General features: G+C 63.9%; 13 protein-coding genes. 8 read left to right on the top strand and 5 right to left on the bottom strand.

What is annotated here, in order from left to right:
* Positions 1 to 64 precede the first annotated feature (64 nt).
* Genes hflK through LWW89_RS04755 form a run of 5 tightly spaced genes read left to right on the top strand, consistent with a single transcriptional unit; the run spans position 65 to position 4,858 of the window.
* Positions 65 to 1,315, top strand: a complete 1,251-nt coding sequence (gene hflK / locus LWW89_RS04775) for an FtsH protease activity modulator HflK (RefSeq protein WP_293261891.1) — start codon at positions 65 to 67, stop codon at positions 1,313 to 1,315.
* Between the two features lie 12 nt (positions 1,316 to 1,327).
* Positions 1,328 to 2,206: a protease modulator HflC gene (gene hflC / locus LWW89_RS04770; protein WP_293261888.1), complete on the top strand. Its 879-nt coding sequence runs from the start codon at positions 1,328 to 1,330 to the stop codon at positions 2,204 to 2,206.
* Positions 2,203 to 2,388, top strand: a complete 186-nt coding sequence (locus LWW89_RS04765; protein WP_293261885.1) for a DUF2065 domain-containing protein — start codon at positions 2,203 to 2,205, stop codon at positions 2,386 to 2,388. Before hflC ends, LWW89_RS04765 begins: the two co-directional genes overlap by 4 nt.
* A complete protein-coding gene (locus LWW89_RS04760; protein WP_293261882.1) occupies positions 2,388 to 3,542 on the top strand; it encodes an ATP phosphoribosyltransferase regulatory subunit in 1,155 nt (384 codons plus the stop codon). Before LWW89_RS04765 ends, LWW89_RS04760 begins: the two co-directional genes overlap by 1 nt.
* Positions 3,543 to 3,547: 5 nt before the next feature.
* Positions 3,548 to 4,858 carry an adenylosuccinate synthase gene (locus tag LWW89_RS04755; protein ID WP_293261879.1) on the top strand — a complete coding sequence of 437 codons (1,311 nt, stop codon included), beginning with the start codon at positions 3,548 to 3,550 and terminating at the stop codon, positions 4,856 to 4,858.
* A 101-nt stretch (positions 4,859 to 4,959) separates the two neighbouring features.
* On the opposite strand, the gene LWW89_RS04750 is transcribed toward LWW89_RS04755, so the two are convergent.
* A complete protein-coding gene (locus LWW89_RS04750) occupies positions 4,960 to 5,742 on the bottom strand; it encodes a helix-turn-helix transcriptional regulator (protein WP_293261876.1) in 783 nt (260 codons plus the stop codon).
* A gap of 109 nt (positions 5,743 to 5,851) precedes the next feature.
* Between LWW89_RS04750 and LWW89_RS04745 the strand changes: the two genes are divergently transcribed.
* A complete protein-coding gene (locus LWW89_RS04745) occupies positions 5,852 to 7,078 on the top strand; it encodes an MFS transporter (RefSeq protein ID WP_293261873.1) in 1,227 nt (408 codons plus the stop codon).
* 27 nt (positions 7,079 to 7,105) lie between these two features.
* Here the strand turns inward: LWW89_RS04745 and LWW89_RS04740 are convergent, their stop codons facing one another.
* Positions 7,106 to 7,612 (bottom strand): hypothetical protein, encoded by a 507-nt coding sequence (locus LWW89_RS04740; protein ID WP_293261870.1) that lies wholly within the window; start codon positions 7,610 to 7,612, stop codon positions 7,106 to 7,108.
* A complete protein-coding gene (locus LWW89_RS04735; RefSeq protein ID WP_293261868.1) occupies positions 7,599 to 8,192 on the bottom strand; it encodes a hypothetical protein in 594 nt (197 codons plus the stop codon). The genes LWW89_RS04740 and LWW89_RS04735 overlap by 14 nt, the downstream gene beginning before the upstream one ends.
* Positions 8,193 to 8,446: 254 nt before the next feature.
* Between LWW89_RS04735 and LWW89_RS04730 the strand changes: the two genes are divergently transcribed.
* The gene (locus LWW89_RS04730) at positions 8,447 to 8,692 is read left to right on the top strand and encodes a hypothetical protein (protein ID WP_293261865.1); all 246 of its coding nucleotides are present in this window, start codon (positions 8,447 to 8,449) and stop codon (positions 8,690 to 8,692) included.
* Positions 8,693 to 9,206: 514 nt separating this feature from the next.
* Positions 9,207 to 11,669: a TonB-dependent receptor gene (locus LWW89_RS04725; protein WP_293261862.1), complete on the top strand. Its 2,463-nt coding sequence runs from the start codon at positions 9,207 to 9,209 to the stop codon at positions 11,667 to 11,669.
* Between the two features lie 95 nt (positions 11,670 to 11,764).
* Here the strand turns inward: LWW89_RS04725 and LWW89_RS04720 are convergent, their stop codons facing one another.
* Both LWW89_RS04720 and LWW89_RS04715 read right to left on the bottom strand, forming a co-directional pair.
* The gene (locus tag LWW89_RS04720; RefSeq protein WP_293261859.1) at positions 11,765 to 12,253 is read right to left on the bottom strand and encodes a DUF302 domain-containing protein; all 489 of its coding nucleotides are present in this window, start codon (positions 12,251 to 12,253) and stop codon (positions 11,765 to 11,767) included.
* Between the two features lie 144 nt (positions 12,254 to 12,397).
* Positions 12,398 to 13,645 (bottom strand): porin, encoded by a 1,248-nt coding sequence (locus LWW89_RS04715; protein WP_293261856.1) that lies wholly within the window; start codon positions 13,643 to 13,645, stop codon positions 12,398 to 12,400.
* Positions 13,646 to 13,892 lie beyond the last annotated feature (247 nt).

Below are 13,892 nucleotides of genomic sequence, written 5' to 3'. Positions count from 1 at the left end.
GCTCCTCCCTCTGACCGCTCTACCAACCTGAACGAACCCTATGATTTCGACCATCGGACTGCTCATGTCCCTCAATGACCCCCAGTGGGGTCGCGGGGGCAACGACGGCCGCCGCCCGCAAGGGGGGCCGCCGGACCTGGAAGAAGTGTGGCGCGATTTCAACCGCAAGCTTTCCGGCATTTTCGGCAAGAAGGGCGGTGGCGATGGCGGTCGGGGCGGTAATGGCGGCATGCCCGAAATGAATCCCAAGCTGTTCGGTGGCGGTATCGGCGTCGTCGCGGGCCTGGTGCTGCTCGCCTGGCTGGCCAGCGGCTTCTACATCGTCGATGCCTCCCAGCGCGGCGTGGTGCTGCAGTTCGGCCGTTTCAAGGAAACCACCGAGCCGGGCCTGCGCTGGCGCCTGCCTTACCCGATCGAGTCCCACGAAGTGGTCAACCTGACCGGCGTGCGCACCGTCGAGGTCGGCTACCGGGGTAGCGAGAAGAATAAGGTGCTCAAGGAAGCACTGATGCTCACCGACGATGAGAACATCATCAACATCCAGTTCGCGGTGCAGTACATCCTCAAGGACCCGGTCGAATACCTATTCAACAACCGAGGTCCGGACGACGCGGTGATGCAGGCTGCCGAAACCGCCATGCGCGAAATCGTCGGCAAGAGCCAGATGGACTTCGTCCTCTACGAAGGCCGCGAGCAGGTCGCCGCCCAGGCCCAGAAGCTGATGCAGGACATCCTGGACCGCTACAAGACCGGCGTGCTGATCTCCAAGGTCACCTTGCAGAACGCCCAGCCGCCCGAGCAGGTGCAGGCCGCCTTCGACGATGCGGTCAAGGCCGGCCAGGACCGGGAGCGGCAGAAGAACGAAGGCCAGGCCTACGCCAACGACGTGATCCCCAAGGCCAAGGGCACGGCGGCCCGCCTGCTTGCCGAGGCCACCGGCTACAAGCAGCGCGTGATCGCCCAGGCCGAGGGTGACGCCTCCCGCTTCAAGCAGGTGGTCACCGAGTACGCCAAGGCCCCCGAAGTGACCCGCCAGCGTCTCTACCTGGACACCATGCAGCAAATCTTCTCCAACACCAGCAAGGTGATGGTGGATGCACGGGGCCAGGGCAACCTGCTCTACCTGCCCCTGGACAAGCTGATGCAGGCTACCGGCGCCGTTGCGCCGACCCAGGGCGGTGCCGCTCCTGCCGAGTCCGCCCCGCGCAGCGCCGCGCCCACGGCCATTCCCAATGACGTGCCGCCCCAAGTGGAAAAGCAGTCCGACTACCGCAACCGCGATTCCCTCCGGTCCCGCGACCGGGAAGCCCGGTAAGGGGACGACGCCATGAAAAGAAACCTCAGCCTCCTTGGTGGCATCGCCGCCCTCGCTCTCGCCGTGCTGGCCATGTGCCTGTTCACCGTGGATCAGCGCCAGTACGCCGTGGTCTTCCAGCTCGGCGAAGTCAAGCAGATCATCACCGAGCCCGGCATCAAGCTGAAGTGGCCGTTCATTCAGAACGTGCGCTACTTCGACCGCCGCATCCTGACCCTGGACTCCAACGAGCCGGAACGCTTCATCACCTCCGAGAAGAAGAACGTCCTGGTCGATTCCTTCGTCAAGTGGCGCATCGTCGATCCCAAGCTCTACTACATCTCGGTGGGCGGCGACGAATCCCGCGCCCGCACCCGGCTCTCCCAGACGGTGAACGCCGGTCTGCGCGAGGAGTTCGGCAAGCGCACGGTGCACGACGTGGTGTCCGGCGGCCGCGACAAGATCATGGAAGACATGCGCGTCAAAGCCGACCTGGATGCGCGCAAGATCGGCGTGCAGATCGTGGACGTGCGCCTGAAGCGCGTCGAGCTGCCCCTCGAAGTGTCCGAATCGGTCTATCGCCGCATGGAGGCCGAGCGCAAGCGGGTCGCCAACGAGCTGCGCTCCCAGGGCGCCGCCGAGGCCGAGAAGATCCGCGCCGACGCCGACAAGCAGCGCGAAGTGATCATTGCCGAAGCCTACCGGGATGCCCAGGTGGTCAAGGGCGAGGGCGACGGCAAAGCCTCCGCCATCTACGCCCAGGCCTTCGGCCAGAACCCCGAGTTCTACGCCTTCTACCGCAGCCTCGACGCCTATCGCAACAGCTTCAAGAGCAAGAGCGATGTGCTGGTGGTGGACCCGTCCTCCGACTTCTTCAAGTACATGAAGAACGTGGGCAAGGGCGGTAAATGAGTGAAAACCTGCTGCTCGCCTTCGCGCTGATGCTGGTGCTCGAAGGCGTGCTCCCTTTCCTCGCCCCCAAGGCCTGGAAAGACACCTTTTCCCGCCTCGTCCAGCTCAACGACGGTCAGATCCGCTTCATCGGCCTGACCGTCATGCTGGCCGGGCTGATGCTGTTGATGGTCTTCCGTTGATGAACTGGCTTCTCCCCGAACACCTGGCCGATGCGCTGCCCGCCGAGGCGGCCCGCATCGAGCGCCTGCGCCGCACCCTGCTGGACGTTTTTCGCGTCCATGGATATGAATTTGTCATTCCGCCGCTGCTCGAATACCTGGAATCCCTGCTCACCGGCTCGGGCCAGGACCTCAAGCTGCGCACCTTCAAGCTGGTGGACCAGCTGTCCGGGCGCACCCTGGGAGTGCGGGCCGACATGACGCCCCAGGTGGCGCGCATCGACGCCCACCTGCTCAACCGTAACGGCGTGGTGCGCCTGTGCTACTGCGACAGCGTGCTGCACACCCTGCCGGCCTCCCTGCACGGCACCCGGGAGCCGATCCAGCTCGGCGCCGAGCTGTACGGCTACGCCGGCCTGGAAGGGGACCGGGAGATCATTCGCCTGCTCGCCACGGTGCTCGACACCGCCGGCGTTCCGGCCACCCGCATCGACCTCAGCCACTTCGGCATCTTCACCGCCCTGGCCGAGGCCGCCCGCCTGTCCGGCGACCGGGCCGAAGAAGTGTTCTCCCTGCTGCAAGGCAAAGACGTGCCGGGCCTGGCCGCCGCGGTCCAGGGCCTGCCTGCCGAGATCGGCGCCGCCCTGCAGGCCCTGCCCAACCTCTACGGCGGCCGCGAGGTGCTCGACGAGGCCGCCCGCATCCTGCCAGACCTGCCGGCCGTCGCCGCCGCCCTGGCCGACCTGCGTACCCTGGCCGACACCCTGCCGGGCCTGCCCCTGTCGTTCGACCTGGCGGATTTGCGCGGCTACCACTATCACAATGGTGTGGTGTTCGCCGTCTATACCGCCGGGGTGCCCAGCGCCGTGGCCCATGGCGGCCGCTACGACGGCGTCGGCAGCGCCTTCGGCCGGGCCCGCCCGGCCACCGGTTTCTCCCTGGACCTGCGCGAGCTGGCCCGCCACGCCCCGACGGCGCCCCAGGCGGGCGCCATCCTGGCCCCCTACGCCGGCGACGACGCCGGCCTGGCGGCGGCGGTGGCGGCTCTACGCCGCTCGGGCGAAACCGTCATCGAACTCTTGCCCGGCGAAACGGCGGTGGAAGGCGTGGCCTTCGACCGGCGCATCGCCCGGGTCAATGACTCCTGGATTCTCGAACCTATCTCGAAGGACTGAAGTACATGGCTAAGAACGTCGTCGTCGTCGGCACCCAATGGGGCGACGAAGGGAAGGGCAAGATTGTCGACTGGCTGACCGAGAACGCCAGCGGCGTGGTCCGCTTTCAGGGCGGCCACAACGCCGGCCACACCCTGGTGGTGGGCGACAAGGAATACAAGCTCAACCTGGTGCCCTCGGGCATCGTCCGTGAAGGCGTCGCCTGCTACATCGGCAACGGCGTCGTCCTCGACATCGAGCACCTGCTCAAGGAAATCGACACCCTGGAAGCGGGCGGCATCGATGTGCGCTCCCGCCTCAAGGTGAGCGTCGGCTGTCCCCTGATCCTGCCGTTCCACCGCGCCGTGGACCTGGCCCGGGAAGCGGCCAAGTGCGCCGACAAGAAGATCGGCACCACCGGCAAGGGCATCGGCCCGGCCTACGAGGACAAGGTGGCGCGCCGCGCCCTGAAGGTGCTCGACCTGTTCAACCCGGGCCAGTTCGCCGACAAGCTCAAGGAGTTGATGGACTTCCACAACTTCATGCTGACCCGCTACTACAACGCCGAGGCGGTGGATTACCAGAAGGTCCTGGACGACACCCTGGCCCTGGCGCCCCGCGTCCTGCCCATGGCGGCCGACGTGTCGGTGCTGATCCACGCCGCCCACAAGGCCGGCCAGAACCTGCTGTTCGAAGGCGCCCAGGGCACCCTGCTCGACGTGGACCACGGCACCTACCCGTTCGTCACCTCCAGCAACTGTGTGTCCGGCCAGGCCGCGGCCGGCGCCGGCGTCGGCCCGGGCATGCTGCACTACGTGCTGGGCATCACCAAGGCCTATACCACCCGCGTCGGCGGCGGCCCCTTCCCCAGCGAACTGCCGCTGGAGCCGGAAGGCGGCGTCGGCCACCACCTGTCCACCGTGGGCCGCGAGTTCGGCACCGTCACCGGCCGCACCCGCCGCTGCGGCTGGTTCGACGCCGCCGCGCTGAAGCGCTCCATCCAGATCAACGGGGTGTCCGGCCTGTGCATCACCAAGCTCGACGTGCTCGACGGCATCGAAACCATCAAGCTGTGCACCGGCTACAAGCTGGACGGCAAGGTGGTGGACATCCTGCCCGTGGGTGCCGAGGAAACCGCCCGCTGCGAGCCGATCTACGAAGAGATGCCCGGCTGGTCCGAGAGCACCGTCGGCGCCAAGAGCCTGGACGCCCTTCCGGCGGCCGCTCGCGCCTACCTGGACCGCATCGCCGCGCTGACCGAGACCCCGATCGACATCATCTCCACCGGTCCCGACCGGGAAGAGACGATCCTGCGCCGCCACCCGTTCAACGGTTGAGCGGAACAGGGGATCGCTCTCCGCGACAGCAAAAGGGCCGACAGATGTCGGCCCTTTTGCTTTGTTCCAACGGGATCGGAAGGCGGACAGCAGGCTGCCCCTCAGTCCCCCGCCGCGTCGGCGAAATAGGCGCTGGGCGGCACGCCGAACTGGCGCTTGAACATGGTGGCGAAGGCGCTCGGGCTGCTATAGCCCAGGTTCAGGGCCACGTCCACGATCTTGCTGCCGGTGGCCAGCTGTTCCAGCCCTTCGAGCAGCCGGGCCTGCTGGCGCCATTCGCCGAAGGTCATGCCGGTATCGCGGCGGAACAATCGTTGCAGCGTCTTTTCTGTCACCCCCAGCCGGCCGGCCCAGTCGCCGAGCGGCGTGGTGTCGTCGGGGGCCGCCAGCAACCCGTCGCACAGCCGGGCCAGGCGCTCGTCCCGGGGTGTGGGCAAGTGCAGGGGCAGCACGTCCATCTGGGTGATCTCGTCGAGCAGCAGGCGCATCAGCCGGCCGTCCCGGGATTCGGTGGAGTAGGGCAGGGGCACCGCCACCGCGGCGACGATCAGCTCGCGCAGCAGAGGCGATACGCCGATCACCGAGCAATCCCGGGGCAGGCCGGGGGCTGCGTCGGGACGGATGAACACGGTGCGCATGCGCACTCCGCCGACCATGCGGTTCCAGTGCTCGGTGCCCCCCGGCATCCAGATCGCCCGGGTGGGGGGGACGATCCAGCGGCCCTCCGGGCTGTTGACCACCATCACTCCTTCCACCGCGTAGATCAGCTGGGCGTTGAGGTGGGAATGGCGGCAGGTGATCTCGCCGGAGCGGTAGTCCGCCGCCAGTCCGGTGACGGGCAGGTCGCTACGGTCCAGGCCGTCGTCGAAATGGTGGCTGGCCATGTCTGTTTCGCGAAAGGTGTTGTCTCATTATCGCAGGACGGGCGAATTTTTCGCCGTTAGGATGCCGCTTCGATCACAACAAGCCGGCCCAATCCGGCACCCCAACCCCATGGAAAACACCCTCGCCACGCCCGCTGCCGCCGCTGGGGATGCCCAGCGCACCGGCTTCCGGGTGCTCGGGGCGATCAGCTTCGCCCACTTTCTCAACGACATGATCCAGTCGTTGATCCTGGCCATCTATCCGCTGCTCAAGGGCAACTTCGGCCTGAGCTTCGCCCAGATCGGCCTGATCACCCTGGCCTACCAGTTGTCCGCCTCCCTGCTGCAACCCCTGGTGGGGCTGTACACCGACCGCCACCCCAAGCCCCATTCCCTCTCGGTGGGCATGGGCTGCACCCTGGCGGGCCTGCTGCTGCTGGCGGTGGCCCCCGACTTCATCACCGTGCTGGGGGCCGCCATGCTGGTGGGCACCGGCTCGTCGATCTTCCACCCGGAATCGTCCCGGGTGGCGCGCATGGCCTCGGGCGGGCGCCACGGCCTGGCCCAGTCCATCTTCCAGGTGGGCGGCAACGGTGGCAGCGCCGTGGGGCCCTTGCTGGCGGCCTGGATCATCATCCCCAACGGCCAGGCCAGCGTCGCCTGGTTCGCCCTGGCGGCCCTGCTGGCCATCGCCGTGCTGTGGCAGATCGGCCGCTGGTACCGGGTCCAGCAGGCCCTGCAACGGGCCCGGGGAGGCCACGCCAAGGCCCAGGCTTCGCCCCTGCCGCGCCGCACCGTGGCCCTGGCCATGGGTGTGCTGATGCTGCTGATCTTCTCCAAGTATTTCTACCTGACCAGCTTGCAGAGCTACTACACCTTCTACCTGATCAGCCGCTTCGGCCTGTCGATCCAATCGGCCCAGGTGCACCTGTTCCTGTTCCTCTTCGCCGTCGCCGCCGGCACCATCCTGGGCGGCCCCATCGGCGACCGCATCGGGCGTAAGCGGGTGATCTGGGCGTCGATCCTGGGGGCCGCGCCCTTCACCCTGGCGCTGCCCTACGCCGACCTGTTCTGGACCGGCGTGCTGACGGTGGTCATCGGCTTCATCATGGCCTCGGCCTTCTCCGCCATCCTGGTGTTCGCCCAGGAGCTGATCCCGGGCAAGGTGGGCACCGTATCGGGCCTGTTCTTCGGCTTCGCTTTCGGCATGGGCGGTGTCGGCGCCGCGGTGCTGGGCCGGCTGGCCGATGCCTGGGGCATCGAATACGTGTACTGGCTGTGCTCGTTCCTGCCCCTGCTCGGCATCTGCGCCGCCTTCCTGCCCAACCTGGGCCGACCGCCCCGTCCGGCGCGCTGATTTTCTAATTCTTTATTGGAAGATGAGTCAGTAGGCTAAGGCTTTTTTGCATTTAGGCATGCCTCTACCGTAAGTTTTTTGAAGAGTGTCACTGATAGGGGCGTACATGCTGAAAGCTAAGGCTCTCATTTGTTCACATTGACCGGTCATTGTATCGGTTAATTCTTTGAGCTTGGCTGTTGCTTCCTCTTTTGTTAATTCCCCATTTTCTACCCTGTTTTTTAGTGCAATAGGAGCGCATTTGAAGAGTGCTATAAATAAATTTTTCCAATTAGTATCTTCTTTGAGCTTTATTCCACAAGCTTCCTCAATGCCTTGTCGACCTGCTGCTGTATTTTGGATTCTGGCTTGGTCAATTTGGGCAATGTTTTGAGGGGATGGGTCAAGATTTTTACTTTCTTGTTCACATATATCTATTGCTGTAGTTGCCTTGAGGCAATTAGGTGGGGCTTCAGCATAGATGCTGCTGGTAGGGAGGGTAATTAGTAGAAATAGTAAGGCTTTTTTGTAAGAAGCGCTGTTAGGGGTTTTCATGATTGGCTTTGTTCTGTATTGATTTGTTGATAATGTTAATACGCCCGTTCTCAAAGGTAAAATAGGTGTTTTTTTCTCTGCGCCCATTTTGTCCGGTACATTTGAATTTAATGGAGTTTTCATAAACTTTTGTCGCATCTTCTCTTAGCCAATCACAATTAAAAGAAACTTGTTTAATTGTCTTGTCATTCAGGCTGCTAGGAGTCATGTTTCCCTGCTGGTCTATAGTCAATAGCGTTATGTTTGAAGCGTCGCCACAGCCATTGCCACATCCGCAACTTGGTATATTTATTCCAACTATATCATGCTCCTTAAGTTGGTAAGGACCGAGAATACTCCCGCATTCAAAATCGCCAAGCTTAAATGTTTTCTTGATTTTGTTATCGACCTTTAGAATAAGATCTTTGCTGCGATAGGGTGAATTTTTATCTTCTTCTCTTAAAACTAGAATGCTATTGCGCAATTTTATTGATTCACGCTCGACCATTTCATTTTTTTCTGCTCTGGCGATATGAGGGAGTATGGTTATTGTACTTATTAAGATATAGGCGGCAAGTCTGTTGTTTTTAATGGTTTTCATTTTTTATTAATTCCTTTTTGGAAATATTGTGTAGTGGTGGAGATTGGAGGGTTTGCTCATGTTTTTTTGAGGTAGTCTAATAATTGCGATAGCATATTACTTTACACGCGGTGTGTATATTTGGTCAACGTCTTGTGTATAAGTGCTGCACGTTGCTATCTGAGAATCCTGGGTATGGATAATAGACATGATGTCGAGAGACTATAAATGTCTCATGAAGGGGGCTACGGGGATGGTGTGCTAAGAATGACGTCATGCATGGACTGACGCGAGGTGATCTAGATATCTCACCGCAGAAGCTATGCAACTGGAGGTCTCAGGGTGTCGCCAAACCGGTGATGATCGATATTGCTAGCATCATTGGTTGCAAAGGGAAATGGCTGAAAGTCAGTATGGGGGGAATGGTCGATATGGTTGCGTCACCCGATGACGCCATGAATTCCACAGGAAGTGAACGAAAGTTTGAGCTGGCTACGATCATGAAAAATGCGATCTGCTGAAGTGATTCCGACATGCTCTACTGGAAGTACGGGATGCGGTGCTTGATATGTAGCGGAACCATCTGAAAAATATTTGAGTATTCCGCAGGATGCTGACTAAGTATTTGCGTAATCAGCGCCTGGTCGTGCCGATGGGAGGTGTTGGATACTTACCCACCTGGCTGATATTTAGAGTATTTGTGTCGCCTGCCTATTGAATCTAGGAAGTCCCTCACGTTTGATGCTGGAACGTTTTGTGAGTAGGCCCGGGTGTGCCGTCCCGGGACAGGGGCGGTGCATCCGCCCCCGGGTGTGCCGGATTGGAGCACCCGAGAATAGGGCGGCCCGGCGGCGCAGGGACGGTGGGGCGCCGCGGTGGTTGTGGCGGCGTCGTGCCACCTGCCGGAAACCCCTTCTGGCCGGGCATTCTTCCCACATCGGCCGGGCGGTATGCATCTCGGGAAGAATTCCCGGGTCCGGGGGAATGGAGCTTGCCTCTTGGTGGGGACACCTATACCAAGAGGAGACCTGCCCCATGTGGTTACTGCGCCCCCGCCTGCCATCCCGCCGTTTTGCATTCCGCTCCGGGAAGGGCGGCACGACGCACCCGGCCTTCCGCCTGATCGCCGCCGCCGCCCTGGTGGCCGAGGCCCTGGCCCACCCGGCCGTCGCCGCCGGGAATTCTTCCGCCGCCACTTCCTCCGTTTCTTCCCCGGACCAGGCCGAAGCCCCGCCGGTGACCATCGTCGGCACCGCGCCCCTGCCCGGCCTGGGCATCGACCGGGACCTGCTGCCCTACGAGGTGCAGACCGCGTCCAGCGACGACGTGGCCCGTTCCCTGTCCCTCAACCTGACGGACTTCATGGATCGCAACCTGACCGGGGTGAACACCAACAACATCCAGGGCAACCCGTTCCAGACCGACGTCACCTTCCGCGGCTTCCGCGCCTCGTCGATCCTCGGCACCCCCCAGGGCCTGTCGGTCTACCTGGACGGGGTGCGGGTCAACGAGCCCTTCGGCGACGTGGTGAACTGGGACATGCTGCCCGAGTCGGCCATCGCCGAAACCACCCTGGTGCCCGGCTCCAACCCGGTCTACGGCCTCAACACCCTGGGCGGCGCCCTGGCCTTCACCACCAAGTCGGGCCTGACCCACCCGGGCCTCACCGCCGACCTCTCCTACGGCAGCAACAACCGCCAGCGCCTCGACCTGGGCTACGGCTGGCGCGGCAGCGACGGCTGGCATGCCTTCGCCGCCGGCACCCTGTTCGCCGAAAACGGCTGGCGCGACCATTCCCCCAGCGACCTGGGCAACGGCTTCTTCAAGATCGGCCGCACCCTGGGCGCCACCAGCTGGGACATCACCTACCTGGGCGGCTCCAGCCGCCTGCTCGGCAACGGCCTGCTGCCGAGCTACCGCTGGTCCAACAAGCAGTTGATGAGCGGCCTTTACGAGGACAGCCGCAGCGCCGTTTATTCCTACCCGGACGAGACCCGCAACCGCCTCGATCAGGTGGCCCTCAACGTCAGCCACTGGCTCGACGACAAGACCCAGCTGGCGGGCATGGTCTACAGCCGCAGCAGCCGGCGCAGCGGCACCAACGGCGACGTGAGCAACGAATACGCCGACTACGTCGAGAATTGCGAGAACGGGTTCAATGCCAACGGCACCCCCAAGAAACCGGCCAAGTGCGGCTACACCCGGGCCCAGGGCGCCGCCCTCAACAGCGCGGTGCTCAACGACACCCGGGCCAGCCAGGACAGCTACGGCGCCATGCTCAACCTGTTCAAGGAAACTCGGGACCACCACCTGACCCTGGGGGCCTCCTACGACGCCAGCCGTTCCAGCTACGCCCGCTACGAGCAACTTGGCTGGTTCACCGCCGACCGAGGCGTGGTGGCCGATCCCACTTCGCCGCGCACCCAGGAGGCTGGCGTGCGCGGCCATGCCGAGAACGTGGCAGTGTATGCCGCCGATACCTGGGCGCTGCTGCCCGACACCCACCTGACCCTGTCCGGCCGCTGGAACCAGGCCCGAGTGACCAACACCCTGCTCGACCCCAACGGCGGCGACCAGCCCCGGGAAAGCTTCACCTACCGCAAGTTCAACCCGGCCCTCGGCCTGGCCCAGAAGGTGGGCGGCGGCGTCACCCTGTTCGCCTCGGCCTCTCAGAGCAACCGGGTGCCCACGGTGATCGAACTGGGCTGCGCCGACCCGACCCAGCCCTGCCGCCTGCCGGTGGGCCTCCAGTCCGACCCCTACCTCAAGCAGGTGGTGTCGCGCACCGTGGAGGCAGGCTTCCGCTGGCAGCCGTCGTCGGACACCTACCTGTCCCTGTCGGCCTACCGGACCCTGAACCACGACGACATCCTGTTTATGAACGCCACGGCGACCCAGATGGGCTACTTCGCCAACTTCGACCGGACCCGCTACCAGGGTGTGGACCTGAGCGCCCGCAAGCGCATCGGCGACGTCACCCTGCGGTTCAACTACAGCCACCTGGAAGCCACCTACGACGCCACCGGCACCATCAATGCCGGCGCCCGCACCATCCAGGCCAAGCCGGGCATGCAGATGGCCGGGCTGCCGCGGGAAACCATCAAGATCGGCGCCGACTGGGCGGCTACCGGCAAATTCACCGTGGGCATGGACATGGTGGCCTATTCCCGCCGCGTCACCGCCGGCAACGAGGACGGGCTGATCGCCGATCCGGTGCCGGGCAAGGCGCCCACGGTGGGCAACTGGGGCATCCCCGGCTACGCCCTGTTCAACCTGCGCCTTGCCTACCGGCCGGAAAAGGCCATGGAGTTCTACGCCGGGGTGAACAACCTGTTCGACCGCCGCTACGAGACCTTCGGCCTGATCGCCCAGGACGTGTTCCCCAACGGCCAGCTGCTCCAGCCCCACATCACCCCGCGGGATTCGGCGGACGCCCGCTTCGTCGCCCCGGGGGCGCCCCGCTCCTACGTGGTGGGGGTGCGCTACCGCTTCATGTGATTGCCGATCATCGAGCGTCAACGGAAACGGCCCGGGGACTGCGTGTCCCCGGGCCGTTTTGCATGGTGCGGCAACGGCGGCAGTCCCGCGCAGGCTCAGGGTGCGGCGTTGGCCTGGATGTCGGCGACGATGGCGCGCAGCAGGGCTTCGGCCTGGCGCTGGCCCGGGGTGGCATCCCCCGGCGAACGGTAGGTGGCGTACACCGCCGGCGCCTTGCCGGGCTGGGGGGGCAGGGCGTAGAGGGCGATGGACAGGGGGCACATGGAGGCGTTGCGCGGATCTTCCTGGGCCAGGGTCCAGGCGATGCGGGCGCTGCAAAAGTGGAACACCTCGGCTTGGGCATACACCGGCGCCCCCATGCCAAGGTCCGGACCGGTGCGCTTGAGCATCTCGCCGAAGCGGCTGGGTGGATCGAGCACCAGCCCCTTGGCTTCCACCGCTTCCACCAAGGCGTCCCGGGCCACGGCGTAGTCGCCGGTGGGCAGGGGCGTGGCCACCAGTTCGGGACCCTGGGCCAGGGCGGCGGTGGCGGCGAACGGCAGCATCAGGCAGAGGCGGCGCAGGCGGGCGGTAAGGCGGAGCATGGGATCGATCGGGACCGGGAACGTGGCGGGAAGGCAGGGGAACGGTGGCGGGAAGCGGCCATTATCCGGAAGAACGGCGCGGACGTAAAAAAGGCGGCACCAGGGGTGCCGCCAAGCAGAAGGTAATCGCGAAGAACCAGGAGGTCAGAAGAAGATGATGCCCCCCAGCGACACCGTGGTGTTCTTGGCGTCGGCATTCAGGTCGAGCACGTTGTCGATCTTTTCCCGGTTGATTTCCCCCACCAGGGTCACGTACTTGTTGAGGGAGTGGTAGACGCCCACCGTCACCGCCTGGTTGCGGATCTGGCGGCCGGCATTGACCAGCTGGCCGTCCTTGTCGCTGTTGCGACCGTAGTTCACGCCCACCTTGGTATCGCCGAACTTGTAGGTGGTTTGCAGGAAGTAGCCGTTGGAACGGACCCGCTCGCCGGTGGCCGGGTTGCCGCCGCCGTTGAACAGGGCGCCCACGGTGGACAGGCCCAGGCCCCGGGCGGTGAAGCCGTAGGCCACCGCCTCGAAGTTGCCGTAGCCGACCTTGGCCCCCAGTTCCTGGCCGCTGGCGCTGTAGGTGCGCACGCCGGCGCAGCTGTCGCCGCCGAAGGTGGTGTTGGAACAGCTGGTGTTCTGCTGGATCAGGCCGCCCCACACCTTGCCGGTGGTGGTGCCCTTCCAGTCGTACTGGGCCATGGCCTGCACGCCCGGGGTCTTGGTCTCGTTGCCGGCGAACTTGCTCGGCTGGAAGATGCCCACGGCGCCGGAGAAGCCGTTCTTGGTCGGGGTGGTGTAGGTGATCTGGGGCTGGAAGCCGGTGTACATGTAGCCGTGGCCGATCATCCCGAAGGTGGTGTTGAAGGGGATGCTTGCCCAGGAGGTGCCGCCCACGCCGAGCAGGGTCATGTCGGAGAGGATGATGTTCTGGCCAAAGAGGCCGATGTCGCGGCCGAATTTGATGTTGCCCCAGTCCTTGTTGCCGAACTGGAAGTACACGTTGCGGGTGTCCACCTGGCTGTAGGGGCTGTTGGGCGGGTTGTTCAGGCCCAGGGCCTGGACGTTGGAGTTGTTCGACGGCAGGCCGACGATGGTGGACTGGTTGGAGATGCCCGGGGCGAAGCTGATGTGGGCCTTGATGTCCTGGCCGTTGGCGGTGGTGGTGGCGACGAAGTTGATCCAGCCGGGCAAGAGGCCGTTGGTCAGGCTGCTGTCGGTGGTCTTCACGGTCTGGCCGGTGGCGCGGCTGGTGAGCTGCATTTCCCGGGTCACCATGAAGCCGTTCACGGTGCCGTTGATGTCCATGGTCACGTCACCCTGGGTGAAGCTCACCGCCTGGGCGGCGCCGGGGCCGATGGCCAGCAGGGCGAGCGCCAGGGGGCGCAGGATCTGGGAATGGGTCATTGATAGTCTCCATGCATCTTTTTGATCTGGATACCGGGGGGCCGCAAAAAGGGCGTCCCGGACTCCTCCTTGAGTCCCGCCCCGGTAGGCGGGATGGATGCATAGGCGCGAGGGACGTGCCATGAACACGGTGTTCATGACGCGTAATCGCAACAATCAATAGGGTTGTCGATTTCAGGACGATTTTTTCGTTTTTTGACACCAGTCGTAACTTACGGCGGTGTCGATTATTTCGACATTGTTGCAG

The sequence above is a fragment of the Oryzomicrobium sp. genome (genome assembly GCF_021287045.1).
Taxonomy (GTDB): domain Bacteria; phylum Pseudomonadota; class Gammaproteobacteria; order Burkholderiales; family Rhodocyclaceae; genus Oryzomicrobium.
The sequence above is the reverse complement of the archived record's forward strand: the minus strand, read 5'-3'. Positions and strand labels throughout refer to the sequence as shown.

What these genes read in the sequence shown, in the direction of transcription:
- hflK (WP_293261891.1), top strand. Translation starts at nt 65, where the DNA reads ATGTCCCTCAATGACCCCCAGTGGGGTCGCGGGGGCAACGACGGCCGC.
- hflC (WP_293261888.1), top strand. Translation starts at nt 1,328, where the DNA reads ATGAAAAGAAACCTCAGCCTCCTTGGTGGCATCGCCGCCCTCGCTCTC.
- LWW89_RS04765 (WP_293261885.1), top strand. Translation starts at nt 2,203, where the DNA reads ATGAGTGAAAACCTGCTGCTCGCCTTCGCGCTGATGCTGGTGCTCGAA.
- LWW89_RS04760 (WP_293261882.1), top strand. Translation starts at nt 2,388, where the DNA reads ATGAACTGGCTTCTCCCCGAACACCTGGCCGATGCGCTGCCCGCCGAG.
- LWW89_RS04755 (WP_293261879.1), top strand. Translation starts at nt 3,548, where the DNA reads ATGGCTAAGAACGTCGTCGTCGTCGGCACCCAATGGGGCGACGAAGGG.
- LWW89_RS04750 (WP_293261876.1), bottom strand. Translation starts at nt 5,742, where the DNA reads ATGGCCAGCCACCATTTCGACGACGGCCTGGACCGTAGCGACCTGCCC.
- LWW89_RS04745 (WP_293261873.1), top strand. Translation starts at nt 5,852, where the DNA reads ATGGAAAACACCCTCGCCACGCCCGCTGCCGCCGCTGGGGATGCCCAG.
- LWW89_RS04740 (WP_293261870.1), bottom strand. Translation starts at nt 7,612, where the DNA reads ATGAAAACCCCTAACAGCGCTTCTTACAAAAAAGCCTTACTATTTCTA.
- LWW89_RS04735 (WP_293261868.1), bottom strand. Translation starts at nt 8,192, where the DNA reads ATGAAAACCATTAAAAACAACAGACTTGCCGCCTATATCTTAATAAGT.
- LWW89_RS04730 (WP_293261865.1), top strand. Translation starts at nt 8,447, where the DNA reads ATGCATGGACTGACGCGAGGTGATCTAGATATCTCACCGCAGAAGCTA.
- LWW89_RS04725 (WP_293261862.1), top strand. Translation starts at nt 9,207, where the DNA reads ATGTGGTTACTGCGCCCCCGCCTGCCATCCCGCCGTTTTGCATTCCGC.
- LWW89_RS04720 (WP_293261859.1), bottom strand. Translation starts at nt 12,253, where the DNA reads ATGCTCCGCCTTACCGCCCGCCTGCGCCGCCTCTGCCTGATGCTGCCG.
- LWW89_RS04715 (WP_293261856.1), bottom strand. Translation starts at nt 13,645, where the DNA reads ATGACCCATTCCCAGATCCTGCGCCCCCTGGCGCTCGCCCTGCTGGCC.